This window comes from Acidisoma sp. 7E03, from assembly GCF_054665075.1.
Map to the genome: position 1 here is coordinate 97809 of NZ_BAAFHE010000009.1, position 26685 is coordinate 124493.

The 26685-nt window shown below is 67.2% G+C and carries 23 protein-coding genes; 9 read left to right on the plus strand and 14 right to left on the minus strand.

Annotated features, from left to right (window positions below; translation table 11 throughout):
- Positions 1-44 precede the first annotated feature (44 nt).
- From ACYQ6W_RS14995 to ACYQ6W_RS15005, 3 genes are all read left to right on the plus strand, one after another.
- Entirely contained in the window at positions 45-650 is a 606-nt protein-coding gene (locus ACYQ6W_RS14995; protein WP_459676388.1) for a GbsR/MarR family transcriptional regulator, read from the plus strand.
- Between the two features lie 264 nt (positions 651-914).
- Entirely contained in the window at positions 915-2090 is a 1176-nt protein-coding gene (locus ACYQ6W_RS15000; protein ID WP_459676390.1) for an efflux RND transporter periplasmic adaptor subunit, read from the plus strand.
- Between the two features lie 6 nt (positions 2091-2096).
- Positions 2097-5318: an efflux RND transporter permease subunit gene (locus tag ACYQ6W_RS15005; RefSeq protein ID WP_459676392.1), complete on the plus strand. Its 3222-nt coding sequence runs from the start codon at positions 2097-2099 to the stop codon at positions 5316-5318.
- Positions 5319-5403: 85 nt separating this feature from the next.
- On the opposite strand, the gene ACYQ6W_RS15010 is transcribed toward ACYQ6W_RS15005, so the two are convergent.
- The 7 genes from ACYQ6W_RS15010 to secA form a co-directional block, all read right to left on the minus strand.
- Positions 5404-6378, minus strand: coding sequence for a lipase family protein (locus ACYQ6W_RS15010; protein ID WP_459676393.1), 975 nt, complete (start codon positions 6376-6378; stop codon positions 5404-5406).
- 6 nt (positions 6379-6384) lie between these two features.
- Positions 6385-6939 (minus strand): hypothetical protein, encoded by a 555-nt coding sequence (locus tag ACYQ6W_RS15015; protein ID WP_459676395.1) that lies wholly within the window; start codon positions 6937-6939, stop codon positions 6385-6387.
- Positions 6940-7133: 194 nt separating this feature from the next.
- On the minus strand, positions 7134-8024 hold the full coding sequence (locus ACYQ6W_RS15020; protein WP_459676398.1) for a sigma-70 family RNA polymerase sigma factor: 891 nt from the start codon (positions 8022-8024) through the stop codon (positions 7134-7136).
- Positions 8025-8026: 2 nt separating this feature from the next.
- Positions 8027-8470, minus strand: coding sequence for a carboxymuconolactone decarboxylase family protein (locus ACYQ6W_RS15025; protein ID WP_459676400.1), 444 nt, complete (start codon positions 8468-8470; stop codon positions 8027-8029).
- A gap of 68 nt (positions 8471-8538) precedes the next feature.
- Positions 8539-8721, minus strand: coding sequence for a type II toxin-antitoxin system RelE/ParE family toxin (locus tag ACYQ6W_RS15030; RefSeq protein WP_459676402.1), 183 nt, complete (start codon positions 8719-8721; stop codon positions 8539-8541).
- 128 nt (positions 8722-8849) lie between these two features.
- Positions 8850-9110 carry a type II toxin-antitoxin system ParD family antitoxin gene (locus ACYQ6W_RS15035; protein WP_459676404.1) on the minus strand — a complete coding sequence of 87 codons (261 nt, stop codon included), beginning with the start codon at positions 9108-9110 and terminating at the stop codon, positions 8850-8852.
- A 153-nt stretch (positions 9111-9263) separates the two neighbouring features.
- Entirely contained in the window at positions 9264-12002 is a 2739-nt protein-coding gene (gene secA, locus ACYQ6W_RS15040; protein WP_459676406.1) for a preprotein translocase subunit SecA, read from the minus strand.
- A 231-nt stretch (positions 12003-12233) separates the two neighbouring features.
- Here secA and ACYQ6W_RS15045 point away from each other — a divergent pair, with 231 nt between their 5' ends.
- From ACYQ6W_RS15045 to ACYQ6W_RS15070, 6 genes are all read left to right on the plus strand, one after another.
- Complete coding sequence (locus ACYQ6W_RS15045; protein ID WP_459676408.1) at positions 12234-13169, plus strand: peptidylprolyl isomerase; 936 nt, start codon at positions 12234-12236, stop codon at positions 13167-13169.
- A 5-nt stretch (positions 13170-13174) separates the two neighbouring features.
- Positions 13175-14410 (plus strand): bifunctional glutamate N-acetyltransferase/amino-acid acetyltransferase ArgJ, encoded by a 1236-nt coding sequence (argJ, locus tag ACYQ6W_RS15050; RefSeq protein WP_459676410.1) that lies wholly within the window; start codon positions 13175-13177, stop codon positions 14408-14410.
- On the plus strand, positions 14391-15407 hold the full coding sequence (mutT, locus tag ACYQ6W_RS15055; RefSeq protein ID WP_459676411.1) for an 8-oxo-dGTP diphosphatase MutT: 1017 nt from the start codon (positions 14391-14393) through the stop codon (positions 15405-15407). The genes argJ and mutT overlap by 20 nt, the downstream gene beginning before the upstream one ends.
- A 34-nt stretch (positions 15408-15441) precedes the next feature.
- Complete coding sequence (locus ACYQ6W_RS15060; RefSeq protein WP_459676413.1) at positions 15442-16197, plus strand: competence/damage-inducible protein A; 756 nt, start codon at positions 15442-15444, stop codon at positions 16195-16197.
- An 11-nt stretch (positions 16198-16208) separates the two neighbouring features.
- Positions 16209-17474 (plus strand): threonine/serine exporter family protein, encoded by a 1266-nt coding sequence (locus ACYQ6W_RS15065; protein ID WP_459676415.1) that lies wholly within the window; start codon positions 16209-16211, stop codon positions 17472-17474.
- A 263-nt stretch (positions 17475-17737) separates the two neighbouring features.
- Entirely contained in the window at positions 17738-18103 is a 366-nt protein-coding gene (locus ACYQ6W_RS15070; protein ID WP_459676417.1) for a hypothetical protein, read from the plus strand.
- Positions 18104-18355: 252 nt separating this feature from the next.
- Here ACYQ6W_RS15070 and ACYQ6W_RS15075 read toward each other — a convergent pair whose 3' ends face one another.
- From ACYQ6W_RS15075 to ACYQ6W_RS15105, 7 genes are all read right to left on the minus strand, one after another.
- On the minus strand, positions 18356-18802 hold the full coding sequence (locus tag ACYQ6W_RS15075) for an RES family NAD+ phosphorylase (RefSeq protein WP_459676418.1): 447 nt from the start codon (positions 18800-18802) through the stop codon (positions 18356-18358).
- Positions 18803-18814: 12 nt separating this feature from the next.
- The gene (gene parS / locus ACYQ6W_RS15080; protein ID WP_459676420.1) at positions 18815-19246 is read right to left on the minus strand and encodes a type II RES/Xre toxin-antitoxin system antitoxin; all 432 of its coding nucleotides are present in this window, start codon (positions 19244-19246) and stop codon (positions 18815-18817) included.
- 56 nt (positions 19247-19302) lie between these two features.
- On the minus strand, positions 19303-20331 hold the full coding sequence (locus ACYQ6W_RS15085; RefSeq protein WP_459676422.1) for an aldo/keto reductase: 1029 nt from the start codon (positions 20329-20331) through the stop codon (positions 19303-19305).
- Between the two features lie 234 nt (positions 20332-20565).
- Complete coding sequence (locus tag ACYQ6W_RS15090) at positions 20566-21297, minus strand: PIG-L deacetylase family protein (protein ID WP_459676425.1); 732 nt, start codon at positions 21295-21297, stop codon at positions 20566-20568.
- A gap of 212 nt (positions 21298-21509) precedes the next feature.
- On the minus strand, positions 21510-22307 hold the full coding sequence (locus ACYQ6W_RS15095; RefSeq protein ID WP_459676427.1) for a S49 family peptidase: 798 nt from the start codon (positions 22305-22307) through the stop codon (positions 21510-21512).
- Positions 22308-22313: 6 nt separating this feature from the next.
- The gene (locus tag ACYQ6W_RS15100; protein WP_459676430.1) at positions 22314-25001 is read right to left on the minus strand and encodes a mechanosensitive ion channel domain-containing protein; all 2688 of its coding nucleotides are present in this window, start codon (positions 24999-25001) and stop codon (positions 22314-22316) included.
- A gap of 75 nt (positions 25002-25076) precedes the next feature.
- Complete coding sequence (locus ACYQ6W_RS15105; protein WP_459676432.1) at positions 25077-26666, minus strand: gamma-glutamyltransferase family protein; 1590 nt, start codon at positions 26664-26666, stop codon at positions 25077-25079.
- Positions 26667-26685: the final 19 nt, after the last annotated feature.

Sequence of the window (26685 nt, forward strand, 5' to 3'; positions counted from 1 at the left end):
CGGGGCATCCCGGCTGTATTCGGACAGACTGAGAGTTTGGAAATTTGGAACTGACGCCGGTCACGCAAGCCTTCGTCCTGCATTTCGGAGAGATGGGCAGCCGCTGGGGGATCAACCGCACCGTCGGTCAGATCTGCGCCTTGCTGTTTCTCTCGGCGCGCCCGCTGCCGGCGGACGAGATTGCCGAAGCGCTCGGCTTCTCCCGCTCCAACGTCTCCATGGGGCTGAAGGAGCTGCAATCCTGGCGGCTGGTGCGGCTGCAGCATCTGCCGGGCGACCGGCGGGAGCATTTCTCGACGCCCGAGGACGTCTGGCAGATCGTGCGCATCCTGGCCGAGGAGCGGCGCCGGCGGGAGCTGGACCCGACCCTCTCCATCCTGCGGGACCTGCTGCTCGACAAGGCGAGCGGGCCGGAGGACGAACATGCCTATCAGCGCATGCGCGAGATGCATGACCTGCTGGAACTCATCACCAAATGGTCGACGGACATTCAGCGCCTGGAGACCGATCAGCTCATCGAACTCATCCGCCTCGGCGGCCGGGTGGTGCGCCTGCTGGAGTTGAAGAACCGGCTGCCGCTGGTTGGCCGGCGGGGCAGCAAGCCTGCGGAAGAGGCGAGTTTCGACGCCGATGAGGCGATCGAGGAGTGAGCACCCCGGAGGAGGGGCGCCGGCGGCTCTGGCTAGTCTTCTATGCCCTGCTGATCACGCTGGCCGGGCTTATCGGACTGATCCTGAAGTTTTCCTGAGACGCGGAGGGGTGGCCGCGGGCCGCCTGCCGATGTCGGGCGGATGAAATCCGCCAGGGGCGGGAAGCCGGTTGGTTTCCGTCTCGAATCATCCTTGCGGCTGCCCGCCGAATGCTTCTACAAGCGATCACGGCTCGGTTATCCCTGCAAGAGATCGAAATAGATCATGGCGTTACTCGGCGTTGTTCCCCGTTCGGCCTGGACCGCCGGTCTCGCTCTGAGCCTCGCGCTCACAGGCTGCAAGAAGAGCAATACCTACGTGCCGCCGCCGCCGCCCACCGTCTCGGTCACCACGCCGCTGCAGCATGACGTGCAGCGCCATCTCGAGACCACCGGCAACGTCAATCCGCTGAACTCGGTGGACCTCGTCGCGCGCATCCAGGGCTTCCTCTACAGCCAGAACTATACGGATGGCGCGATGGTCAAAAGCGGCACGACGCTCTTCACCATCGAGCCGCCGCCCTATTTCGCGCAGCTGCAGCAGGCCCAGGCCGAGCAGGCCGCGGCGCAAGCCAATCTCGTCCAAGCGCAGCAGGCCTATGACCGTCAGGCGCAGCTGCGGCAGCAGAACGTCAATTCCCAGGCCGATCTGGACAATGCCCAGGCCAAGCGCGACGCGGCGCAGGCCGATCTCGACAATGCCATCGCCAGCACCCAGCTCGCGGCCATCAACTACTCCTATACCCAGGTGAAGGCGCCCTTCGACGGGCAGGTCTCCGCCCATCTCGTCTCTGTCGGCCAGATGGTGGGCAGCGGCGGGCAGAAGACCAAACTCGCCACCATCGTGCAGCTCAAGCCGATCTACGTCGACTTCTCCCTGAGCGAGCCGGTGGTGCAGCGCATCCGTGCCGCCCTCCGCGCGATGGGCCGCACCTTCGCGGACGTGCACGAAGTGCCGATCGCGGTCGGGCTGCAGACCGAGACCGGTTTTCCGCATGTCGGCCAGCTCGACTACATCTCGCCGACGGTGGATGCGACGACGGGCACGCTGTCCGCCCGCGCCATCTTCACCAATGACGACCTGATCCTGATGCCGGGTGAATTCGTCCGCGTGCAGATCCCCCTCGGCATCGACAAGAACGCGCTGCTGGTGCCGGATACGGCGATCGGTGCGGACCAGGGCGGCTCCTATCTCCTCGTGCTCGACGCGCAGAACACCGTGCAGCAGCGGGCCGTCACCACAGGCAGCGAGGTGGACGGGCTGCGCGTCGTCGAAAGCGGCCTCGCCGTGACCGACAAGGTGATCGTCGATGGGCTGCAACGCGCGATCCCGGGGGAGAAGGTCTCGCCCCAGGATGCGCCGCCGCTGAAGGTTCCCGCCGCCCTCGAAAGCGTCAAGTAACCGGCGATGATCTCGAAATTTTTCATCGAGAGGCCGGTCCTTTCGAACGTCCTCTCGATCGTCGTGGTGATCATCGGCCTCGTCGCCATGATCACCCTGCCTGTCGCGCAGTATCCGAACGTCGTGCCGCCGACCGTTTCGGTGACGACGAATTATCCGGGTGCGAGCGCGCAGACCCTGGTCGACACCGTGGCCCTGCCGATCGAGCAGCAGGTCAACGGCGTCGAGAACATGCTGTATATGCAGTCGACCTCGACCTCGAGCGGCGCCTATACGCTGACGGTCACCTTCAAGATCGGCACGGATCTGAACTTCGCCCAGGTTCTGGTGCAGAACCGCGTCTCGGCCGCGCTTTCCCAGCTGCCGGCCGCGGTCCAGGCGCAGGGCGTGGTGGTGGAGCAGAAGTCGACCGCGATCCTGCAGATCGTGGCACTGAACTCGCCCACCGGAAAATACGACAGCCTGTATATGAGCAATTATGCGGGCATCAACCTGGTCAACGTGCTCGCGCGCCTGCCGGGTGTCGGCAACGTCAACGTCTTCGGCGCCGGCTCCTACGCGATGCGCCTGTGGCTCGACCCGAACGCGCTGCAGGCGCGGGGCCTGACCCCGCAGGACGTCATCAACGCGGTGAAGAGCCAGAGCCAGGCGGTGACCGCCGGGCAGACGGGGGCGCCGCCCGCCCCGGCGAACCAGGCCTTCCAATACACGATCAACATCCAGGGTCTGCTGACGACGCCGGAGCAGTTCGGCAACATCATCATCAAGTCCGGTCAGGCGACTTCGGGGCAGGGCACTCAGGCGCTCATCACCCGCGTGAAGGACGTGGCGCGGATCGAACTCGGGGCGCAGAACTACGCCCAGAACTTCACGCTGAACAACGCGCCCGCCGCCGGCATCGCCATCTACCAGCTACCCGGCGCCAATGCGCTGCAGGTCGCCGGCGAAGTTCGCAAGACCATGGCGGAGCTGGCCAAGAGCTTCCCGCAGGGGCTGGAATACAGCATCCCCTACGACACCACGCTCTTCGTCTCGGCCTCCGTCCACGAAGTGTACAAGACGCTGATCGAGGCCGGCATCCTCGTCCTCGTCGTCATCGTCGTCTTCCTGCAGGACTGGCGGGCGACGCTGGTGCCGGCGACGACGGTGCCCATCACCATCATCGGCGCCTTCGCCGCCATGGCGGCCCTCGGCTTCACCATCAACCTCTCGACGCTCTTCGCCATCGTCCTCTCGATCGGCATCGTGGTGGACGATGCCATCGTCATCGTCGAAGGGGCGTCGCAGAAGCTCGAAATGGGCATGAACGGGCACGACGCCGCCATCAAGGCGATGGACGAGCTCTTCGGCCCCATCGTCGGCATCACCCTCGTCTTGATGTCGGTCTTCATCCCGGCCTCCTTCACCCCCGGGCTGACGGGGCAGATGTATGCGCAGTTCGCCCTCGTCATCGCCATGACGGCGCTGATCTCGGCGCTCAACGCGGTCACCCTCAAGCCCACGCAATGCGCCGTCTTCCTGCGCATCCCGAAGCCGCCCGAGAAGCGCAACTTCCTCGCGCGCGGCTTCAACAACAGCTTCGACGCCTTCTCGCGCTGGTATGCCCGGATCATCCTGCATCTGACGAACCATGCGCTGCTCACCGTCATCGTCGCCCTTGCGCTGTCGGCCGCTGCGGTGTGGAGCGTGGCGCGGCTGCCCTCCGGCTTCCTGCCGACCGAGGATCAGGGCTATGTGCTGATCGCGACGCAGCTGCCGGACGGTGCCTCCCTCGGCCGCACCAACCAGGTGATGGATGACATCTCCACCTTGGCGCGGAAGGTGCCGGGCGTGCAGGAAGTGGTGAGCATCGGCGGCCTGTCGGCGCTCGACAACATGGCGAGCCTCGCCAATGCCGGCGTCGCCTTCGTCATCCTCAAGCCCTGGGGCGATCGCGGCAAGGGCGAGGATCTGCGCTCGATCTACAACAACCTGAACACCGCGCTGCAGGCGGAGCAGGGGGCGGCGACGGTGGTTCTGGTGCCGCCGGCCATTCAGGGCATCGGCAATGCCAGCGGCTTCACCATGATGCTGGAGCAGCGGGACGGCAGCAACGATTACACCAAGCTGCAATCCATCGCCCGCACCGTGGTTGCCAATGCCAACGGGCAGACGGGGCTCGCCCATGTCAGCACCTCCTTCCGGGCGACGGTGCCGCAATATGACGTGGTGATCGACCGGGTGAAGGCGGAAAGCCTGCACGTCAACGTGGGCGATGTCTTCTCCACGATCTCGGCCTATGTCGGCTCGTCCTTCATCAACCAGTTCAACGAGTTCGGCCTGACGTTCCAGGTCTATGCCCAGGCGGACTCGCAATACCGGCTGAACATCAACCAGCTCAACAATCTCTACGTGAAGAGCCAGGACGGGGTGATGATCCCCATCGGCACGCTGGTCCACATCAAGCCGACGGTCGGGCCCTCGCTGCTCAGCCTCTACAACCTCTATCCGGCGGCAACCGTGGTCGGCATGCCGGCGCCGGGCTTCAGCTCGGGCCAGGCCATGGGGCTGATGCAGCAGCTCGCGGCGCACAACCTGCCGCGCGGCACGGGCTATGACTGGACCGCGATGTCCTATCAGGAGCAGGTGGCGGGCGGGCAGATCATCTATGCCTTCGGCTTCGCTCTCATCCTCGTCTACCTCGTGCTCTGCGGCCAGTATGAGAGCTGGATCAGCCCAGTCTCGGTGCTGCTCGCCGTGCCGCTCGCGCTCCTCGGCCCCGGCCTCGTGCTCGGCTCGCTCGGGCTCGACAACAACCTCTATACGCAGATCGGGTTGCTGCTGCTCATCGCGCTCGCCGCCAAGAACGCCATTCTGATCGTCGAGGTGGCGCGGGAGGAGCGGGTGCTGCACGGCAAGTCCATCCTGGAAGCGGCGCGCTACGCCTCGCACATCCGGTTGCGGCCGATCCTGATGACCTCCTTCGCCTTCATGCTGGGCGTGGTGCCGCTGATTACGGCGACAGGGGCGGGCGCCAATTCCCGCAAGTCCATCGGCATCACGGTCTTCAGCGGCATGACCGCCTCCACCTGCCTCGCCGTGCTCTTCGTGCCGGCCTTCTTCGTCATCCTGCAGAGTTATGAGGAATGGTCGCAGGCGCGGAAGCGCCGGCGCAAGGAAGCGGATGCCATCCGCCGCGGCACGGCACCGCCGCCGCCGCCCGCAGCACCACCGAGCCATCCGGCCTGAGGCGGCCAGAACAAAGAAAGAAGGCCCCGGGGATGATCCCGGGGCCTTCTTTCTTTGTTTGGAGAGGATCGTGCGGCGGCGCCGGTCAGAGCGCGACGACGACTTTCTGCGGGACAGACAATGCGGCGTCCGCGCCCGCGCCCCGCCCGCGGATGAAGGGGCCGAAGCCGATTTCGAAGGGGAGGGCGGGCGCCCCCAGCAGGCTAAGATAGGTATCCGGCATGTGCTGGTGCAGGTTTTCGATCAGATAGGCGATGAGATCGAAGGAGACGGCCGGCGGTCTCAGCACGCCCGGCAGTTTGATTTCCTCCCCCACCGCCGCGTAGCCGTAGGGAAAGAGGCGCACGGCCGTCGCCAGCAGCAGGGTTTTGACGAGCAAGCCGCCCTGCGGCTCGGGCGTGTAGAAGGACTGCGTATCCAGCACGCGGTCCCAGCCATAGGGCACGGTGTCGAGCGTGTTGTTGTAGCGCCAACTGCGGCCGGCCAACCGGCCTTCCGCCGCATAGATCTGGGCGAAGGCGGCGTTACCCGGCGTCATGCCGGCAAAGGCATAGACGCTGAGGCCGGGCGCCGGATTGGCCCCCGCCGTCCACAAGGCGAGGACCGGCGCCAGCGTGCCGCCGAGACTGTGGCCGGCGAAATAGAGATCGACGGCACCGAGACCGCGCAGCTTGTCCGCAAGCACGACACTGCCGCCGGAGAGGGCGAGCAGACCCTGCAGCCCCGCCCAAGTGCCGCCCGAAACCTTCGCATCGGGCTCTGCCGCCCCCGGCCAAGGCTGCATCGTGCCGAAGGGACTGTCCTGCTGCGCATCCGCCCAATAGGCGGAGGAGAAGGGGTCGGGGTAGGTGCCGCGGATGGCGAGGACGTGCCGCCCCGCCCCATCCCGCACGAGATAGGCGAAGTTGATGGGGTCCGGCACGTCGTCCGCCATCCAGTCCAGCGTCCAGGTGACGCCGCCCACGGGCCCGGCCGCGAGGTGGCTCGTGATGAAACGCGGGGTCGCATAGGCAAGGCCCGCCAGCGTCATCAGGACGGGCGCGAGAGGATCGCTTGCCATGGCACGTCAGACCTCGATGTCGATTTCGAGGGCGGCGCCCAGGGTTTCGAAGGGCACGGCGTAGGCAGCTTCCGAGGTATTGAGGACGGCGCCGGTGCTGCTGTAGTTGGTGAAGACCTGCCGGATCGTGGGCAGGGGCGAAATCCGCATATCAGCGCTGGCGGCGACCGAGAGGACACCCCGGGCGGCAACGCCATCTTGCGGCGTCGTGCCGGCGAGCTGCGTCGCGCTGGTCGGCTTGATGATGTATTGCACGCCAAAGATGAAGGCTCCCAAAGACGGAATCGAAACGTTTTGGAAGCCGCGTTGCGTGATAAACGTCGTAGCTGGAACCTGCGTCACGTTGCCGGTGTTGTCGATGTAATTGGCGAAGAGGGCGACGGCGCCGCTGGTCGGAACGAAGCGGGGCGAGGGAAAATAGGTCAGGCTGACCGTAAACGCCTGGCCGTTGATATTGGTGATCTGGACGAACGATCCCTGCTGCACATAGGGAACGTTCGGTACGCCGGGCACAACGGGCTGAGCCAGGACTTCGAAAGATATGATGCCGTAGTTCGCCATGGACAGGTTCTCCTGTTTCTCTAAACGTTTTTTGGATGTTTGGGCGATGCCAAGTCACTGCGCTACCGTAAGCACCTGACCCGGTGCCGGCTCTACCTGCGGAAAAGCCATTACGTTATAGACACGAATGGGGTTTAAGCGCTCGGCGCTCGCTCTGTCAACTAATGTTGACGCAATGATGCGTCATAAAAACATTACAGTCGGAGGTGCAGCTGGGCGGCGATCGCCCCGAGCTTGTCCGGATTGCGGATGATGTAGATCGCGGCGATGCCATCCGTCGCGATGTCGAGCACCGTGACCTGCGGAATCTCGTCCGGCTCCAAGGTCACGAAGCCCGGCAGACCGTTGATAAGGCCCTGATAAAGCACGGGCTGGGGCATGCCTTTCTTCGCCGCCAGCCGCGCGAACATGCGCGCGGCCTTCGCCGCGCCATGAATGAGATTGCGGGAGGCGGGGCGGATGCCGCCGCCATCGGCATGCAGCACCACGTCGGCGGCGAGCAGGTCGCGCAAGCGCGCCTCATCCCCGTTCTGGCTGGCCGCGAGAAAGGCCGCGGTGATGCGCTGCCGCTCGGCTTCCGGCACCTCGCTACGGGCCCGGCCGGCGGCGAGATGCGTCCGCGCGCGCACCGCCGTCTGCCGGCAGGCGGCTTCGGATTTCTGCAGGAGGGCGGCGATCTCGTCGAAGGGCGTGTCGAAGAGATCGTGCAGGATGAAGATGGCCCGTTCTGCCGGGCTCAGGCGCTGAAGCGTGAGGAGAAAGGCGAAGGAGAGGCTTTCCGCCCGCATTCGGGCGGCCTCTTGTGGCGCCTCCTCACTGTCCAGCACCGGCTCCGGCAGCCAGGGGCCGACATAGACCTCGCGCTGGACGCGGGCCGATTTGAGATGGTCGAGGGCGAGCCGCGCCGTAACCTTGAGCAGCCAGGCGCGCGGATTGGCGATCTCGTCGCGCGCGGCCGCGGACCAGCGCAGGAAACTCTCCTGCGCGATGTCCTCGGCCGTCGCCCGGCTGCCCGTCATGCGGTAGGCGAGGCCGACGAGATCCGGCCGCAGCGGTGCGAAGCGGGCCGCGGCGTCGTCCTGCATCGTCACCGGCCGGTGGGCACGGCGCGAAAGCCGATCGCGAGCCGGTTCCAGGCATTGATGGTCGCGATGAGCAGGGACAGCTTGACGATCTCCTCATCGGAAAACTGCGCCTTCAGCGCAGCAAAGTCTTCGTCCGGCGCATGCGTCTCGGAAATCCGGGTCAGCGCCTCGGTCCAGGCGAGGGCTGCGCGCTCCCGATCGCTATAAAGCGGCGCCTCGTGCCAGGCGTCGAGCAGAAAGAGGCGCGTCGGGCTTTCACCGGCTTTGATGGCGTCGCGCGTATGCATGTCTATACAATAGGCGCAACCGTTGATCTGGCTGGCGCGGGTCTTCACCAGCTCGATGAGGCTGTGCTCGAGGCCGGAGGTGACGACGGCGTGCTCCAGCGCCACCATCGCCTTCATGACCTCGGGGGCGGCGCGGAAATAGTCGAGACGGGGTTCCATGAGAAAGCTCCTCTTTGGGGTTCACTCCCAAGACGAGCGGGCAGGGGCGGATGTGACAGGGAGGGCGCTCATTCCGCGACGTCGGAGGAGAGCGGGGCCGCGATGTGCCATGCACCATGCAGGATGCGCACGATCTGCACGCCCTCGTTGATCAGGCGATACAGGAGAAGGTAAGGTGGCTCGACGATCATCCTCATTTCGGACGCAAGGTCGGGCCGGGCACGGCCGAGGTGAGGATAGGCTGCAACCATCGCCCCTTTTTGGCGATCCGGTCCAAGAGGGCGTCCACTGCTCTGGGATCGTCAGACGCCACAACCGGCCAAAGCTCGATGAGGTCTTGCCGTGCACGCCGTGTGTAGCGAGGCTGCGGCATACGGCGTCAGCCGGTGCGCTTCAGAGCCCGCCGCGCTTCCGATTTCACTGCTTCGATATCGATTTCGCCCGCGTCGCCGGAGGTGGGCCCCTCGTCCCAGGCCTGACGCAGATGGCTCCGCGCCTCCGCCCGTTCCGCATCCGCTCGTTCCAAGAGCCGGAGGGCATCTCCCACCACATCGCTGACCGACCGATTGCGCCCGGAAGAGACCCGCGCATCGATGTAGCGCAAAAGCTCAGGCGGCAGAGAAATGGAGATGTCCGTCACGGTCACGCCCCGCAAGAGGAAGGAGACGTGCAACTATAAGGTGCCGGGCGACTGCCGGCCGCCATTCGTCGATAGGTCTTACTGTCTCCAAAACGTCGTACGCGCGATGTCGTCAAAACGTCTCGGAAAGGCCGGTTCCGCGCGCCGGCCGCCTCAGGCGAGACGGCCGTGGCACTGCTTGAACTTGCGGCCGGAGCCGCAGGGGCAGGGCGCGTTGCGCGGCGTGTCGCGCCATTCGGGCGGCAGATCGGCGAGGCTCGTGGCCGGCGGCGGGGCGTCCGCCGCCAGCGCGGGCGCTTCCATCATCAGCGTCGCGCCCGTCCCCGGCCCCTGGCCGAAGCTCTGGTTCAGCGCGTCCTCGGGATGGTTTTCGAACATCAGCCCAGGCTGCGGCGGCGGTGGTTCCTGCGCCTGGGTGAAGTCGACGCGGGCGAGCGTCGCGGTCACCCGCTCCTTCAGATCCTGCAGCATGGCGCCGAAGAGCGCGAAGGCCTCGGACTTGTATTCGCGCAAGGGGTCGAGCTGGCCATAGGCGCGCAGCCCGATGCCCTGGCGCATGTGGTCGAGGTTGAGCAGATGCTCCTTCCACACCTGGTCCAGCGTCTGCAGCAGCAGGGACTTCTCGACCATGCGCATCAGCTCGGGGCCGTAATTCGCGGCCTTCGCGGCCATCAGCGCATTGCCTGCCTCTTCGATCCGCTCGCGGATATGGCTTTCGTCGATGCCTTCCTCGCGGCCCCAGTCCTCGATCGGCAGACGCAGGCCCAGCAGCCGCTCCACGTCCTCGGCCAGTTCCGCCGTCTGCCACTGCTCGGCGAAGGCCTTCTCGGGGATGCGGGCGGAGACGAGATCGCCGATCACCTCGGCCCGCATCTCGGCCACCACGTCGGAGACGTCTTCTAGCTTCATGAACTCGCGACGCTGCGCATAGACCTCGCGGCGCTGGTCGTTCATCACGTCGTCGTATTTCAGCAGGTTCTTGCGGATGTCGAAGTTCCGCGCCTCGACCTTCTTCTGCGCCTTTTCCAGCGCCCGGTTGATCCAGGGATGGGTGATGGCCTCGCCTTCCTTGAGGCCGAGGCGCTGCAGCATGCCGCCCATCCGGTCGGACCCGAAGATGCGCATCAGGTCGTCTTCCAGGCTGAGGAAGAAGCGCGAGCGCCCGGGGTCACCCTGGCGGCCGGAGCGTCCGCGTAGCTGATTATCGATGCGGCGGCTCTCGTGCCGCTCGGTGCCGACGACGAAGAGACCGCCGGCCGCCACCACCGCGTCATGCGCCTGGGCCACTTCGGCGACCAGCGCCGCGTCGCGCCGCGCATATTCCTCCGGGTCGGCGATGGTGGCGAGTTCCAGGCGGCGCCGCATGTCCACATTGCCGCCGAGTTTGATGTCCGTCCCGCGGCCGGCCATGTTGGTGGCGATGGTCACGGCGCCGGGCGCGCCGGCCTGGGCGATGATCGTCGCCTCCTGCTCGTGGAAGCGCGCGTTGAGCACGGCATGGGGCACGCGCTCGCGCTTGAGCAGCTCGCTCAGCAACTCGCTCTTCTCGATGCTGGTGGTGCCGACGAGCACGGGCTGGCCCTTGCTGCGGGCTTCGGCGATGAGCTTGGCCAGCGCCTGATACTTTTCGGCCGCCGTGCGATAGACTTCGTCGTCCTCGTCCTTGCGCGCCACGGGTACGTTGGTCGGGATTTCGACGGTGGAAAGCTTGTAGATTTCCTCGAACTCGTCCGCTTCCGTCATCGCCGTGCCGGTCATGCCGGCAAGCTTCGGATAGAGGCGGAAATAGTTCTGGAAGGTGATGGAGGCGAGGGTCTGGTTCTCCGGCTGGATGGTGACGTGTTCCTTCGCCTCCAGTGCCTGGTGCAGCCCCTCCGAATAGCGCCGGCCTTCCATCATGCGGCCGGTGAATTCGTCGATGATGATCACCTTGTCGTCGCGCGTGATGTAGTCCACGTCGCGGGCGAAGAGGGTATGGGCCCGCAGGCTCTGCTGCGTGTGGTGCAGGATCGAGATGTTGAAGGCGTCGTAGAGATTGCCGTCTTCCAGGATGCCGGCATCCCGCAGCATCTCCTCCACGCGCTCGGCGCCGGGCTCGGTCAGCACGACGGATTTCTGTTTCTCGTCCTTCTCGTAGGTCTCGGCGTCCTGGACCAGGACCTTCACCACCTCGTCCACGCGCCGGTAGAGATCCGAACTGTCTTCGGCGGGGCCGGAGATGATCAGCGGCGTGCGCGCCTCGTCGATCAGGATGCTGTCGACCTCGTCGACGATCGCGTAGTGGAAGTCCCGCTGGACCATGTCTTCCAGCCGGTACTTCATATTGTCACGCAGATAGTCGAAGCCGAATTCGTTGTTGGTGCCGTAGGTGATGTCGCAGGCATAGGCGGCACGGCGCTGGGTGTCTTCCATGCCGTGCACGATGATGCCGGTGGAAAGGCCGAGGAAGCCATAGAGCTCGCCCATGATCTCGGCGTCGCGCCGGGCCAAGTAGTCGTTGACCGTCACCACATGCACGCCGCGGCCGGTCAGCGCGTTGAGATAGACGGGCAGGGTGGCGACCAGGGTCTTGCCTTCGCCGGTCTTCATCTCGGCGATGCGGCCGCTGTGCAGCACGAGGCCACCCACCAGCTGCACGTCGAAATGCCGCATGCCGAGGACCCGCTTGGAGGCCTCGCGCACCACGGCGAAGGCTTCCGCCACCAGATTGTCCAGTGCCTCGCCACCGCCGAGCCGATCCCGGAACTCCGCCGTCTTGGCCCGCAGAGCCTCGTCGGAGAGCCCCTCCATCTGCGCTTCCAGGGCATTGACCTGTGGCACGATGCGCCGGTAGCCCCGCAGCACGCGCTCGTTGCTGGTTCCGAAAATCAGGCGGGTAAGAGATCCGAACATGAGAACCTTGGGTCAGAGGGCCGGGCCTTGCCTCCGGCCAGCAGCAAGCGGGCCCGCCCGATTAAAGTGGCGCAGGTCCGAAAGCCTGGTTGGGCCGCAAGTGATAGGACCGCAGGCTAGCCGGGTCAACGCGCGGCTTCGTCAGCCCCGGGCCGGGCCCCGCCTTGTGGGATGGACGCTCTTCGGCCATTCTCCGGCGCCCTCGGCACCCCCGCCAGATCAGAGGTTTTCATGCGCCGTTCCTGCCTTTCCCTGACTTTCCTCGCGAGCACCGCGCTCGCCCTCTCGCTCACGGTCCAGGCGGCCTCGGCTCAGAGCACGGCGACGCCCGCCGCTTCCTCCAGCGCCCCGGCCGCGGACAGCGCGGCGCCGAAGAACCCGGTGATCGCCACCGTGGACGGCCAGGACATCCACATGAGCGACCTGCAGGACATGGCGCGCAACCTGCCGCAGCAGCTGCAGGGCATGTCGCCGCAGCAGCTCTACCCGATCCTGCTCGACCAGCTGATCGACCAGAAGGCCATGGCGATCCAGGCCAAGAAGGACGGCCTGCTCAACGACCCCTCGGTGCAGCAGCAGATCGAAGTCGGCACCGAGCAGGTGCTGCAGGGCGCCCTGATCCGCAAGGTCATCGGGCCGCAGATCACGCCGGACGCCATCAAGGCCGTCTATGACAAGGATTATGCGAACAAGCCCGGCGCCGAGGAAGTCCATGCCCGGCACATCCTGGTGAAGACCGAGGCGGAAGCGCAGGACATCATCAAGCAGCTCGACAAGGACGGCGGCAAGAACTTCGCCGAACTGGCCAACAAGGACTCGACCGATCCGGGCAACTCCAACAACGGCGGTGACCTCGGCTGGTTCAAGAAGAGCGACATGGTGCCGGAATTCGCCGATGCCGCCTTCGCCCTGAAGGACGGCCAGATCACGCAGACGCCGGTGCACACCCAGTTCGGCTGGCACGTCATCCAGGTGCTGGGCCACCGCACCGATCCGGCGCCGAAGCTCGAGGACGTGCAGGACAAGATCCGCAACCAGCTGATCCAGGAAGGCATCCACAAGCTGCTGGAGCAGGTCCGCGCGAACGCGACCATCAAGGAATTCGCGCCCGATGGTTCGCCGCTGCCCGCAGCCCCGGCGACGCCCGCAGCCCCGGCCAGCAAGTAACCGCCATGGCCAGCATCACGAGCGTCTCTCCGCTGGCGGTGCCCCTGCCGGAGATGGGCCCGATCGCAGGCGTGCGCCTGGGATCGGCCGAGGCCGGCATCCGCTACGAGGGGCGGACGGACCTCATGATGATGGCTTTCCCCCGCGGCACGACCGTCGCGGGGGTCTTCACGCAGAACAAATGCCCGGGCGCGCCGATCGACTGGTGCCGCGCCGCACTGGAGGGCGGCCGCGCCCGGGCCCTCGTCGTCAATGCCGGCAACGCCAATGTCTTCACCGGCCGCGCTGGCGTGGCCACGGTGAAGGCGACCGCCAAGGCGGCCGCAGCACTGGCCGGCTGCCCGGCCAAGGAAGTCTTCCTCGCCTCCACCGGCGTCATCGGTGAGGTTCTGCCGGCCGAGCGCATCACCGAGGCGCTGCCGGCCCTCTCCGAACGGCTGGAGGAAAACGCCTGGGAAGCGGCGGCCCGCGCCATCATGACGACGGACACTTTCCCCAAGGGCGCCGCGCGCACCGCCGAGATCGGCGGCGTGACCGTGACCATCAACGGCATTGCCAAGGGCTCCGGCATGATCGCGCCGGACATGGCGACGATGCTGTGCTTCATCGCGACCGACGCCGCCATTCCAGCGCCCGCCCTGCAGAAGCTGCTGGCGCGCGGCGTGCAGCCTAGCTTCAACGCCGTCACCGTCGACAGCGACACCTCGACCTCCGACACCGTGCTGCTCTTCGCAACCGGCCAGGCCAAGCACCCCAAGGTGCCGGAAAGCGGCGGCGCGATGCTGCGGGATTTCCGCCGCGCGCTGGACGAAGTCCTGCTCGATCTCGCGCTGCAGGTGGCGCGGGACGGGGAGGGGGCGCAGAAGCTGGTACGCATCGACGTCACCGGCGCCGTTTCGAAGAAATCCGCTCGCGCCATTGCCTTCGCCATCGCCAATTCCCCGCTGGTGAAGACCGCGATCGCCGGCGAGGATGCGAATTGGGGCCGCATCGTCATGGCGGTCGGCAAGTCCGGCGAGCCTGCGGACCGGGACCGGCTCGCAGTCGCCGTCGGCGGCACCTGGATGGCGAAGGACGGGACCGTGGTCGCCGGCTACGACGAAGCGCCGGTCGTCGCGCACATGAAGGGCCGCGAGGTGGAGATCGCCGTCGACATCGGGCTCGGGGACGGCGCGGCGACGGTCTGGACCTGCGATCTCACGCATGGATACATCGACATCAATGGCAGCTACCGAAGCTGAGGCGCAGACGCCGGCGCCGGCCGAGGTCACGCTCCGCACCGAGCGGCTGACGCTGCGCCCGGTCACGCCGGACGATGCGGAACAGCTGCACCGCCTGCTGAACGACTGGGAGGTCTGCCGCATGCTGCAGACCGTGCCCTTTCCCTATCCGCGCCTCACCGCCGACCAGTGGATCGCCGATCAGGTGGCGCAGCGGCAGGACGGCCTCGGCTATCATTTCGCGATTACCGGGGACGAGAACGGGCGCGAGGTGCTGGTGGGCGCCGTCGGCCTCAAGCGGCTGCGCGGGCCGCGCCGCGCGACGCTCGGCTATTGGGTCGGCCGGCGCTTCTGGGGCCATGGCGTGGCACGCGAGGCGGCTGGCCGGCTGCTGCGCTGGGCCCTCGCCAATCTCGATCTCGACGTGGTGGAAGCGACGGTCGCGACTGACAACCCTGCCTCCACCGCCGTCCTGCGGGCCATCGGCTTTCGGGAAGTGGGCGCGGGGGAGGAGGAATTCCTCTCACGCGGCGGGCATCGCCACCCGGTGCTGCGCTTCGAGGCGACGCGGCGGGATGTTTCGGCTCTGCCCGAGCCGCCGGCGCCCAGCACCGGCGGCCTGCCGCTCGTTCTCGTCGCCGCCTGCGTGCTGGTGGATGCGATGGGCCGGGTGCTCATCGCCCGCCGCCCGGAAGGCCGCGCCATGGCGGGCTTATGGGAGTTTCCCGGCGGCAAGCTCGAACCCGGCGAAAGCCCGGAAGAGGCGCTCATCCGCGAGTTGCGGGAAGAACTCGGCATCGACGTCAGCCGCGCCTGCCTCGCCCCCTTCGTCTTCGCCTCGCACTCGTACGAGAAGTTCCATCTGCTGATGCCACTCTTCCTCTGCCGCCGCTGGCAAGGCATTCCGGCGCCGAAGGAAGGCCAGGTGATCCGCTGGGTGACGCCCGCGGAAATGTCAGACTATCAGATGCTGCCGGCCGACCGTCCGCTTCTCCCCATGCTGCGAGACCTGCTGTAAGCTCGATTCGGAGTTGAACCGGAGGAGCTGCCCGATGACGAACCCCACTGCCTGCCTGCTCGTCATCGGCAACGAGATCCTCTCGGGCCGCACGCAGGACGTGAACATCAACTTCCTGGCGCGCCGCCTGGGCCAGATCGGCATTCCGCTGCGCGAGGTGCGCGTCATCCCTGACGTTGCCGAGACCATCATCCGCACGGTGAACGAAGTGCGCGCCGCTTTCACCTATGTCTTCACCACCGGCGGCATCGGCCCGACGCATGACGACATCACGGCCGAATGCATCGCGGCGGCCTTCGGTGTACCCTGGGAGCTGAATGCGGAGGCCGTCGCCATCATGGAGGCGCGCTACCCGGCCGGCGAGTTCAACGCGGCCCGCCAACGCATGGCGACGATGCCGCGCGGCGCGCGCCTCATTCCCAATTCGGTCTCGGCCGCCCCCGGCTTCGCCATCGGCAACGTCCATGTCATGGCGGGCGTGCCGCGCATCATGCAGGCGATGTTCGAGGCGCTGGCGCCGACGCTGGAGGGCGGCGCGCCCATCATCTCTCGCGCGGTCTACGCGCTCGGCCTCAAGGAAGGGTCGATCGCGGCCGATCTGGAGGCCGTGCAGAAGCGCTACCCGGCGCTCGACATCGGCAGCTATCCCTTCGAGCGCGACATCGGCCAGGGAGTCGCCATCGTCTCCAAAGGCACCGACCCGGCGGAGGCCGAGGCTGCGATCGCCGAGGTGACGGTTCTGATGGAAAAGCTCGGCCTGGTCCCGATCCAGGGCGAACCCACCGGCTGAGCGCTGCGGCCATGAGCGCTGATCAAGAAACACAAGCGGCGGAAACAGAGGCGACCGCGCATTGCCTTCTGCTCTTCGGCCGCGTGCTGCTGCAGAACGGCGCCGATACGGGCCGCGTGCAGCGGGCGGTGCGCCATCTCGCGACGGCGTTTGGCGCCGAAGCGCGGCTGCTCGTCTCTTATGAGGGGCTGGTCCTCACCCTGTTGACCGAAGGCCGCACCGTCACCCGCATCGGCAGCCGCATTCCGGCGATGAACGTGGGCATGAGCCAGGCCGCCGCCGCCTTCGCCGTGCTGCATCAAGTGGAGGCAGGGCAGCTCGATCGGGCCGGCGCCACCGCCGCCCTGGAAGCGATCGAGCATCGCCCGCCGGTCTATGGCCGGTTTCTGGTCGCCGCCGCGATCGGCATGACGGCGGCCTCCCTCAGCCGGCTGTTCGGCGGCGATTGGGCGGCCTTCGTCGCCTGCTGGGTCGCGGTCACCCTCGGCACGCTGCTGCGGCAGGATCTCGGCCGCCGCGGTCTGAGCCCGGTCGTCGTTGCCTTCCTGACCGCCGTGGTCAGCGGCCTTCTGGGCGGATTGGGCGCGCGGCTGCTGGGCTCGGCCACCGGCGCGCTCTGTCTCGTCGCACCCGGCATGGTCATCGTGCCCGGCGTGCCGCTGATCAACGGTGTGCAGGACATGCTGCGCAACCATGCGGGCGTCGGCGTCGCGCGGCTCGCTTTCGCCGTCTGCGTGATCGCGGCGATCGGCCTCGGCCTCGAAATCGCGGCCTGGCTGTCGGGCGTGCCGCTGCCGCTGGAAATGCCGGCGGGCGGCGTGCCGGTGCCGGAGGATGCGGTCTTCGCGGCGCTCGCCGCCCTCGGCTTCGTGGCGCTCTTCAACGTGCCCTGGCGCCTCGCCTGGGCGGCCGCAGTCTGTGGGCTCGCCAGCCACACGGTGCGGGCGGCACTGATGCAGTGGGCAGGGCTCGACATCGTCACCGGCACGCTGGTGGCGGCGCTACTGGCGGGGGGCCTGGCGCAGGTTTTTGCGCGGCGGCTGGATGCCCCGGCCGCGACCTTCGCCTTTCCCGGCGTCGTCGCCATGGTGCCGGGAATCTATGGCTTCCGCACCGTCGCGGGGGTCATGCAGATCGTCGCCGCCGGGCCGGCCCCGCCGCCGCTCCTGGTGGACGAGACGGTGGCGCTGGCGCTCACCGTGCTGATGATCACCGGCGCGATCACCATCGGGATCGCGGCGCCGCTCGCAATCGCGGCAGGAACGGCAAAGCGCTAGGGGCCGGGGACCGCTTCAGGTTGCCCGCGCAGGAGAACAATGACACGATGACGACGCTATACTGAGAGAGTCCGATGCTCCGCTCCGTCGTCGTCGCTTGCGCGCTCCTCGCCCTGAGTGGCTGCGTCAAAAATGGCCCTGCAAACTCCAGTGGAAGTTCGGCGCCCGGTCCTGTCGCTGCGGCGAGTGCACAGCCCATGGCCGCTCCGGCGGATGCTCCCGTCACGATGACGCCACCCGGAGTGACAATAGGCACGGCGCCCATGACTTCGACCGAGAAAATGGTGAAGTCCAAAGAACTCGTCACGCATAAGACGACGATTTCCGGAGGCATTCTGCTCCTTGCCAGTGCATCGTCACTGGCGCCCGATTGCACGCCTCTCGGCCCTATCGAGGTCAAGATCATTACACCGCCGCAACACGGCACCGTCCATGCTGCCGCTGGCACTGCATTCCCCGAATATGTGCGGGGTGATCCGCCTTATGCGTGCAATAAAAAGCGTAGCCCGGCCGAGATCATCACCTACCAGTCGACACCTGGCTTCACCGGTGAAGATTCAACATTGATGCAGATCTTCTTTCCCAATGGCGATGCGCCGAAAATGCTGTTCCACCTGTCGGTAGAGTGAGTGCGAACCCTCTGGGCAACCCAGTTGTCGTAAAGAGGTTTCGTGGCTCCTGCCTCGTCACGCAGGCGGCCGTGGACAGCACGTCCCGACGGGCGGGCGAGAGTCCGTCAGATTTTGACGGAATCAGTCCCATCGTCGTCATCGCCGGGCTTGACCCGGCGATCCATGTCTGGGCGCGCAGATGGATAGACGCCCGGCTCAAGGCCGGGCATGACGAATTTAAAAGCGGTTCAAGCAAAAAACTGAATGTGGCTAACTGCCGCCGAGCCAGAGCCGCGGGTCGAAGGTGAAGCGCCGCTGATGCAAGATGCGGGCGCCGCCCGCCTCGGGATGCAGGGGATTGAGCAGCAGGTTGCGGCTTTCGGGCACGAGCGCGGACGGTACGTCGAGCAGAGCGGAGCGCGCCTCGCGCAGCCAGCGGTCGCCCACCGCCCGCGGGTCTTCGGGCAGCATCTCCAGCCGTTCCAGGCTCAGCCCATCCAGCCCGATCGCGAGCAGCACGTAATCCTCGGGCAGCAGGTCCGGCGGCAGGTCGAGATGCACGCGGACTTCGAGCAGGCAGAGCGCCGCATTCGCCGCCATGTAGAGCATCGGCGCGCCCGGGCTGTTCCAGCGCCCGCCATGGAGCGCCGCGCCCTGGCCGGTGAGATCGGCAAAGGGCGCGCGGCATAGCCGCCAGCCGGTGAGGGAGGTCGGCATAGGGAAGGGGGGTCAGGCCGCGATGCCGTGGCCGATGCGCCCGAGCAGCGCTTCCACACGGCGGGCGCCCTCGTCGGTATCCAGCAGATCGATCGGCCGTTCGTCGCCGAGCGCCGCCGTCTGCCGCCGCAGCCAGCGATTGGCCTTCTCGGCGCTGCCGAAGGTCTCCTCGGCGGCGGCGATGAGGCGGGCGACGCGCACCAGCCGGTCCGATTGCTCGGGCGTCAGCGAACCCAGCTTGCGGCGGTTGGCGAGAGTCTTCCGCGGCAGAACGATGCGGTCGAGTTCGGCGAGGGTGAGGCGCCCGGTATCGAGGACGAACTGGATGGTGGCGACGGGCAGGCCACGGCGGACGAGGCGGATCATATCCGCGCCCATGCGCGGCTCTTCGCCGAGCACGGCCGGCCCGCCGATGACATCCGTCACGGTGACGAGAAGGGTCATGAATGCCTCCTGGCGAAATGCACCATAGAACCGTGCATATCGCCAGTCAAGCAGCTTCAGACCGGCGGCCGCGCCGGTCCGCGTCCGGCGCCCGTTTTGCCGATGGCGCTCGCGATCTCGTCGAGCTCCGAGGCCGAGAGCGTCAACCGCCCGCCTTCGACCCAGCCATCCACCTGGTCCGGCCGACGGGCACCGACGATCGCGCCCGTCACCGCCTGCCAGGACAGCACCCAGGCGATGGCGACGGCGGGAACCGGCACGCTCCGACGCTGGGCGATGATCTTGAAGGCTTCGGCGAGGTCCAGATTGCGGCGCAGCGCCTCGCCCTGGAAATTGGCGCTGCGGGAACGCCAATCGTCCGGCCGGAGGGACGCGGCGCGGGCTTCCGTGAAGGCACCGGTGAGCAGCCCAGCCTGCATCGGGCTGTAGACGATGACGCCGGTCTGATGTTCGGCGCACCAGGGCAGGATGTCGGCCGCGACCCCGCGCTCGATGGCGGAGAAGGGCGGTTGCAGCGTATCGACATGGCCGAGCGCCTCGGCGCGCTCGAGCTGGCCGACATCGTGGTTGGACAGGCCGACGGCCCGCACCTTGCCCTCGGCCTTCAGGTCCAGCAGCACCTGCCAGTATTCCTCCAGCGGTGTGCCGTCCTCCGCCGGCCAATGCATCTGGTAGAGATCGATCCGCTCAAGGCCGAGCCGGCGCAGCGACGCCTCCACCTCCTGGCGGATGCTGTCGGGGCGGCCGACGCGCTTGGGGAAGGCCGTGCGATCCTGCGCGTCCCATACCAGGCCGCATTTGGTGAAGACGAAGGGGCGGGCGTCGGGCGGCATGCGCCGCAGCGCGTCACCCACCACGTCCTCCGAGCGGCCAAGGCCGTAGACGGCGGCCGTGTCGATCCAGTTGACCTCGTGCCGCTCCACCGCGTGGCGGATGGCGGAGACGGAATCCTCGTCGTCCTGCGCGCCCCAGCCGGCGGCCCATTCACCGCCGCCGAGCGCCCAGGCGCCGAAGCCCACCGGCGTGATCTTCATGTCGGTGAGGCCGAGGCGGCGCAAAGCCATGGGTTGGGGGCTGTCTGACATGCTATCTCTCCCGAAGCTGTCTGATCGTTCATCGAGAGATAGGCAGGCTGCGCTGGTTTGCGCGGGGTCATCCGTCTTTCCTGCATCCCGCCCGCGGCACGCAGCCCTTACTTAACATAATCTATCTTCTGCGATGTTTGTGGATATCAAAAAAGGCCGCCCCATGCGGCTGCTGGTTCGCGTCCTCTTGGACCGGACGCCCCTGCCTCCGGCCCTTCCACATCCCGTGCGGCCTTACGGCACCAGATAGATTTCTTCCGGGCGATGCGCCGCCGCCATCAGCTGCTGGCAGACGACGTGCTCGCAATCGTCGGTGATGATGCCGGCATATTGCGAGGCATGCGCCAGGATCGCCTTCTCCTTCAACGCGACCTCCCCGCTGATGTCGAGGCGCCAGCCGCGCGGCTGCGTCTCGTCCACGATGGCGCTGTCGGGCATCGACCAGCCGTTGATCGGATAGAAGATCAGGCCGAGATCGTCCCGCAGCGCGACGTGCTCGGCGAGCGTCGCGGTCGCTTCATGGTCCTGCTGGCCGTCGTTCCGCCAGGGCGCGATGATCACCTGGCAGCCATGGGTTTCGCAGATGCCGCCGAGCCGCCGGGCGGCGAACTGGAAGGCGGGCCCTGCAACCGGCAGGTCGTCCGTATCTTCGTGGCCGAGGAACCAAGTCTGGCCATGCGGCAGGCCGAGCAGACGCAGCGCCGCCCGCGCCTCTTCCTCGCGCATATGGCGCAACCGCTCCGGCGTATGGGTCTTGGAATTTGGGTGCGAATGGCTGCCGTCGGTCATGATAGCGACGTAAGGCGGCCGGCCGGCCGCGCAGAGCTGCGCGATGAGCCCGCCGCAGCCGAGGATTTCGTCATCCGGATGCGGCGCCAAGATCAGCGGCAGCCGGCCCTGCAGAAGCCCTTCGAGATCGACCATCGGCAGCTCGTTCCAGGCTTGCCGAACCGCATCCATACGCATGTGACCGTCCCTCGCTCGGGCGCCCCGCGACGCCGCCGGAGCGCAAGCCTAGCACGCAGCTTTCCAGCCGTCAGGAGAGCGCCGACCCGCCGCGTTGATATCTCTCATGATCTTTTAAAAACAGGACACTATCAAGGTTTTATGAGAACAAACATGACTAAGCCACCTCAAGCGTAGCTTGCAAAGAGTGATTTACTGCATTGAACATAAAGCTATTTAAGCTGGGGCCGCTCACTCCAGAGTTCCGCCATTTCCACCGCCGCCTCGCGCGCACCGCGGCCGAGCAAGCGCCACAGGCTGCGACGCACCTTGGGCCGCAGCCAGGTGGCACGGACCTTCGGGCCGCCCATCTCCCGCAACAGCCCGTCCACGTCGCCGAGCGTATCGACCAGCCCGGCGGCAAGCGCCCGCGATCCCACCATGTAGCTGCCGTCGAACAATTCCTCCTCCGGCAGGGTGAGCTTGCCGGCGCGGCGCCCCCCCACCCAGTCCTTGAAATGGCCGTGCAGGTCATCGAGCAGCGCGCGGGTGAAGGCCACGTCCTCCGGTTTTTCCGGGCTGAAGGGGTCAAGCCGTGCCTTGTTGCGCCCGGCGGTGTAGAGCCTGCGATCGACGTCCAGCCGTTCCAGCAGGCGATTGACGCCGAAGCCGCCGCCGACGACGCCGATCGAGCCCACGATGCTCATTGGATTGGCGCGGATCTCGTCCGCCGCGCAGGCAATCCAATAGCCGCCGGAGGCGCCCACGTCGCCGATCACCGCCGTCACCCGCACGCCCGTCTCCTCCGCCCGCCTGCGGATGAAACGGCCGATCAGGTCGGACTGCACGGGAGAGCCGCCGGGGCTGTCCACGGCGAGGATGAGCCGCTTACCGGCGGCGCGGCCGAGCGCGAAACCACGCTCCAGCAGCGGCCCCGCGGATTGCAGGTTGAGGGCGCCCTGCCGGCCGGCGATGACGCCGCGCAGTTCGACGACGGGAATGGGCTTTGCACGCCAGAAGAGAATGGACATGGCGCTTTATGAGCCCGAGGGCGCACCAAGGCGAGACGTGGGCCGCGGCGGCGGCTCCACCCGCACGTCCAGCGGATGCTGCAGGGCCATCACGGTGCCGCTCGGCAGCAGGGTGATGCCCTCCTTCTGGAAGGTGATCTTGACGCGGCGATTGAGCTCGCGCTGTACGGCCCAGCGCATCTTGTCGGTGCAGGGCACCTGCCCCATCAGCGTCGCTACCCGGCCGTCGATCGAATCCACGCCCCAGTAGTTGTAGTCGCTCAGAATGCCGTCCTGGAACTCCGGCTCGTTCCGCATGTCGAGGACCATCTGCTTGAGCAGCTCGGCCACCCGGTCGGTGTCTTCATCGTAGGAAACAGTGACGGCGAGGCTGGCATTGCCGCGCCCCTTGTTGATGTTCGTCACCGTCGTGACCGAGCTGAAGGGGATGATATGGACCGAGCCGTCGCTCGCCCGCAGGCGCAGCGTGCGGATGGAGAGGTTCTCGACGGTGCCGGAGAGGCCGGCCGCCGTCACCCAATCCCCCACCTGCATGGCGTTCTCCAACAGCAGGAAGATGCCGTTGATGAAGTCCTGCACCAGCTTCTGCGAGCCGAAGCCGAGGGCCACGCCGAAGATGCTGGCGCCGGCCAGCAGCGGGCCGATGTTGACGCCGACTTCGCTCATCGCCGTCAGCACGAAGAGCGCGAGCAGCATCACGAGCAGCGTGTTGCGCAGCAGCGGCAGGATGGTGCGCAACCGGGCCGCGCGGATGACGAGACCCTGCTGGGTGAGATCGTCCAGATAGATCTGGATGAAAAAGTTCAGCGTCTCCCAGATGACGATGGCGAGAACCAGCGTGATGCCGATGGTGCCGAGCGAGTGGAACAGCCGGTCACCCAGATCGCCCACCGACAGCCAGGAGAAGGCCCGCAAGTCCCACAGCCGCAGCAGCGACAGCACGAGTGCCAGGATCACCGCAACGTTGACGAGATAGCGTAGCGGCCGGTGGTAGCGCGCCGCCCGGGTCGCGATCATCGCGTAATGCCCGTCGAGGCTCGCATTGCCGATGGAGAAGGCCTTCTCCAGCGCGCCGAGCATGACGATGTGGAGCACGCGGAAGACGAGCAGCAGACCGATCGTGCTGAGGATCAGCCGCGTCGGGTGCTGCACGTGGTTGGTCACCTCCGTCGCGAAGAGCACCCAGAGCAGCATGATGAGAACGGCTGCCTGCCAGTGCCAGACCTGGGCGAGGCGGAGCTTGAGGCGGGCCCAGGCGCCCTTCCCGTCCGTCCGGCTGAGCCAGCCCGCCACCTCGCGCCGCCGCTTCAGCACCATCACCACCAGCATGACGTGGATGGCCAGGCTGAAGATGCGGGTGATGGCATTCTGCAGGCCGAGCGTCATGCCGGCGACATCGCCGATCTGCACCACCGAGAAGCCGATGAGGATGACGAGGGCGATCCGCCGGCTCCAGGTCGCGAGGAAGGCTGCGGCGTCGTCCGAGAGATGCAGCAGGCGCAGCTTGGCTGTGGGGGCGCAGACCGTGCCGCGGGCCAGCACCAGCAGCAGCCGGCACAGCGCATAGGCGTTGATCACCGCGCCAAGGGTCAGGCGGATGAGGATGTCGCCAGCAAGCGGGGTCGCGAGCAGAACGGAGGCGGCGGCCAGGAAGCCGAAGACCGGCACCGCATCCACGATCATCGCGAGCAGGATGAAGGGCAGCCGACGCAGCAGCGGCCAGCCGCTGTGCAGCGGCCGTAGCGGCGAAAAGCCCCGCCGCTCGTCCTCCTCGGCCTCGGGCTGATGCTCGAGAACCCGGCCATCACTCTCGGTCTCGGCCGGCGCATCCTCGGGGCTGGGCAGTGCCGGCAGTACCGGCACGGAGGCGCCGAGCCGGTTTTCGACCGGCGTTTCCGTCGTCTCCACATCCGGCTCGGCCGCCGGCTCCTCTGTCGCAGGCAGGACGCCGAGGCTTTCATCCTCGGTGCCGGCCGCACCTTCCTCCACCTCCTCCTGCCGTGCCTGAACCACGGCCTTGGCCCGGTCCGACTCGTGGAGCGCCTGGCGCGCCTCAGCCTCCGCCGTGCCGGAATTGCGGCCGAGCCGGGCATAGATGCGGCGGGTGCCCAGATAGACGAGGTATTCGCAGAAGAGCGCCAGCAGCATCACCACGGCCAGGCGCCAGACGGCGCTGAAGACGAGCGAGACGGCAAAGCGGTCCTGGCTGATCGTCGACGTCCAGGCAACGAAGCCGCGGATATCGAAGAGCGAAACGCTGGTGCGGCTGAGATCAGCCGCGATCTGGGCGAGCACGGTATCGGCCTGGCTCATCAGGTCCGCGCCGAGGCTATGGGGTTGCAGCGTCACGCTTTTGGCGGGGGCGGCGGCCGTGCCGTTCGCCGCTGGCGCCGCGGGAGCGGCCGCCGTTCCAGCCGGCGCCGCGGCCACAGGGGCGGCGGCTGTGGGAGCGGCTGCTGCACCTGTCGCCGCGGAGGCTTTTTCCAAGTTCTTGAGCGTGGTGACGAACTGCTCCCGCTTCTGCGGATTTTGCAGCACCGACAGCAATTGCTGGGTTTCGGCCGCTGTAAGCGCGGGTGCCGCCGCGGGTGCGGTGGCTGGCTGCTCAGCCAAGGCCGGACGCGCCGCGCCGCCCATCAGCAGCAGCGCAGCGAGGAGGAGAACGGGGCAGGAAAGGGTCGAGAATCGGCGCATGATGCCCTTCGGAATCACGCGGCCCCGCCCGCTGTCAACGCCTGGGCTCATGACGAGCGCGCGAGACGGCCCCACTCAATAGCCCAGCGCCAAGCCATCCTTGCGCGGCTCCGAGCCGCCATAGAGCGTGCCGCACGCCTCGTCGATCCAGATCGCCTGGGCGCCGCCGATGGGGTCCGGCGTCGTCACGAGGCGATGGCCGAGCGCTTCGAGGCCGGCGCGGCTCGCCGCCGGCAAGGTGCCCTCCGTCTCGACGAAATCGCGGCCCGGCACGGGGAAGAGACGCGGCAGGCTCATTGCCGATTGCAGGTCCATCCCGTAATCCACGACCTTGGTGACGAGATGCGCCTGCCCCATGGCCTGGAAGTGGCCGCCCATCACCCCGAAGGACATGCGTACCCGGTCACCTTCCGTCATCATGCCGGGGATGATGGTGTGCATCGGCTGGCGGCCGGGTGCGAGGGTGTTCGGGTGCCCCTCCTCCAGGCTGAAGCTCATGCCGCGGTTGTGCAGCAGCACGCCGCTGTCTGGGGCCAGGATGCCGCTGCCGAAGTGGTCGAAGACCGAGTTGATGAAGCTGACCACGTTGCGCTCGGCATCGACGACGGTGAGATAGACGGTGTCGCGATGCTCGGGGCCGGTGAAGGCCGGCAGCTCCGTCATCGCCCGATCGGGTCTGATCTTCGCCGCCATCTCGGCCGCGAATTCGGCCGACAGCAGTCGCTTTCCCGTCATCGGCGAGCCTTCGGCCAGGATCGCGCCGCGGACCGCATAGGCGAGCCGTGCCGCCTCGATCTCCAGGTGCAGCCGCTCGGGTGAGAGCGGGTCGCCCTTCGCCTCAAACTGGGCAAGGATGTTCATGATGAGGAGTGCGATGATCCCCTGCCCCGGCGGCGGGCATTCATGCACGCGATACTGGCGGAAGCGGGTTTCGATCGGCGTCACGAAGCGGCCGGCATGGCCCGCGAAATCGGCCGCCGTATGCACGCCGCCCGCGGCGCGCAGGACGGAGACCATCTCGGCCGCGATCGGCCCGTCATAGAAGGCGGCGCGGCCATGGTCCCCGATGGCGCGCAAGGTGCGGCCGAGGGCCGGCAGCTTCAGGACATCCCCGGCTTCGGGCACCCGGCCGTCGATCAGATAGGTGGCGGCGGTCGCCGGCCGCTCGCGCAGCAGGGCCGCGGTGTCCGCCCAGTCATAGGCGACGCGCGGGGTGACGGCGAAGCCGCCCTCCGCCTGCTCGATCGCGGGGCCAAGCAGCGTCGCGAGCGGCAGGGTGCCGTGGGCGGCAGAGAGCTGCGCCCAGGCATCGACGGCGCCGGGAACGGTCACGGCATGGGGCGAATTGTGCGGAATGGCCGAGAGGCCCTGGCCGCGCAGCGCCGCCGCATCGGTCGCCGCCGGCGCCCGACCGGCGCCGTTATAGGCGCGGATGTCGCTGCCGCCGCGCGGCGCATAGAGCACGAAGCAGTCGCCGCCGATGCCGGTCATCGCGGGCTCGACCACGCATTGCACGGCGCAGGCGGCGATCGCGGCATCCATCGCATTGCCGCCCCGGCGCAGAATCTCGACCGCCGCGAAGGTCGCCTGCGGGTGGGACGTCGCGGCCATGCCGCGCACCCCCACCGCGACCGAGCGGCCCGGCATCTGAAAATCGCGGCTCATTCCATGCTGCATCGGTCGG

Excerpts from the sequence above, each read along its gene's own strand:
- ACYQ6W_RS15100 (WP_459676430.1), bottom strand. The coding sequence starts at position 25,001 with ATGCGCCGATTCTCGACCCTTTCCTGCCCCGTTCTCCTCCTCGCTGCG.
- ACYQ6W_RS15070 (WP_459676417.1), top strand. The coding sequence starts at position 17,738 with ATGACTTCGACCGAGAAAATGGTGAAGTCCAAAGAACTCGTCACGCAT.
- ACYQ6W_RS15085 (WP_459676422.1), bottom strand. The coding sequence starts at position 20,331 with ATGTCAGACAGCCCCCAACCCATGGCTTTGCGCCGCCTCGGCCTCACC.
- ACYQ6W_RS15025 (WP_459676400.1), bottom strand. The coding sequence starts at position 8,470 with ATGGAACCCCGTCTCGACTATTTCCGCGCCGCCCCCGAGGTCATGAAG.
- ACYQ6W_RS15090 (WP_459676425.1), bottom strand. The coding sequence starts at position 21,297 with ATGCGTATGGATGCGGTTCGGCAAGCCTGGAACGAGCTGCCGATGGTC.
- ACYQ6W_RS15010 (WP_459676393.1), bottom strand. The coding sequence starts at position 6,378 with ATGGCAAGCGATCCTCTCGCGCCCGTCCTGATGACGCTGGCGGGCCTT.
- secA (WP_459676406.1), bottom strand. The coding sequence starts at position 12,002 with ATGTTCGGATCTCTTACCCGCCTGATTTTCGGAACCAGCAACGAGCGC.
- ACYQ6W_RS15005 (WP_459676392.1), top strand. The coding sequence starts at position 2,097 with ATGATCTCGAAATTTTTCATCGAGAGGCCGGTCCTTTCGAACGTCCTC.
- ACYQ6W_RS15105 (WP_459676432.1), bottom strand. The coding sequence starts at position 26,666 with ATGAGCCGCGATTTTCAGATGCCGGGCCGCTCGGTCGCGGTGGGGGTG.
- ACYQ6W_RS15060 (WP_459676413.1), top strand. The coding sequence starts at position 15,442 with ATGACGAACCCCACTGCCTGCCTGCTCGTCATCGGCAACGAGATCCTC.
- mutT (WP_459676411.1), top strand. The coding sequence starts at position 14,391 with ATGGCAGCTACCGAAGCTGAGGCGCAGACGCCGGCGCCGGCCGAGGTC.
- ACYQ6W_RS15095 (WP_459676427.1), bottom strand. The coding sequence starts at position 22,307 with ATGTCCATTCTCTTCTGGCGTGCAAAGCCCATTCCCGTCGTCGAACTG.
- ACYQ6W_RS15000 (WP_459676390.1), top strand. The coding sequence starts at position 915 with ATGGCGTTACTCGGCGTTGTTCCCCGTTCGGCCTGGACCGCCGGTCTC.
- ACYQ6W_RS15075 (WP_459676418.1), bottom strand. The coding sequence starts at position 18,802 with ATGCCGACCTCCCTCACCGGCTGGCGGCTATGCCGCGCGCCCTTTGCC.
- ACYQ6W_RS15045 (WP_459676408.1), top strand. The coding sequence starts at position 12,234 with ATGCGCCGTTCCTGCCTTTCCCTGACTTTCCTCGCGAGCACCGCGCTC.
- argJ (WP_459676410.1), top strand. The coding sequence starts at position 13,175 with ATGGCCAGCATCACGAGCGTCTCTCCGCTGGCGGTGCCCCTGCCGGAG.
- parS (WP_459676420.1), bottom strand. The coding sequence starts at position 19,246 with ATGACCCTTCTCGTCACCGTGACGGATGTCATCGGCGGGCCGGCCGTG.
- ACYQ6W_RS15030 (WP_459676402.1), bottom strand. The coding sequence starts at position 8,721 with ATGGTTGCAGCCTATCCTCACCTCGGCCGTGCCCGGCCCGACCTTGCG.
- ACYQ6W_RS15020 (WP_459676398.1), bottom strand. The coding sequence starts at position 8,024 with ATGCAGGACGACGCCGCGGCCCGCTTCGCACCGCTGCGGCCGGATCTC.
- ACYQ6W_RS15065 (WP_459676415.1), top strand. The coding sequence starts at position 16,209 with ATGAGCGCTGATCAAGAAACACAAGCGGCGGAAACAGAGGCGACCGCG.
- ACYQ6W_RS15015 (WP_459676395.1), bottom strand. The coding sequence starts at position 6,939 with ATGGCGAACTACGGCATCATATCTTTCGAAGTCCTGGCTCAGCCCGTT.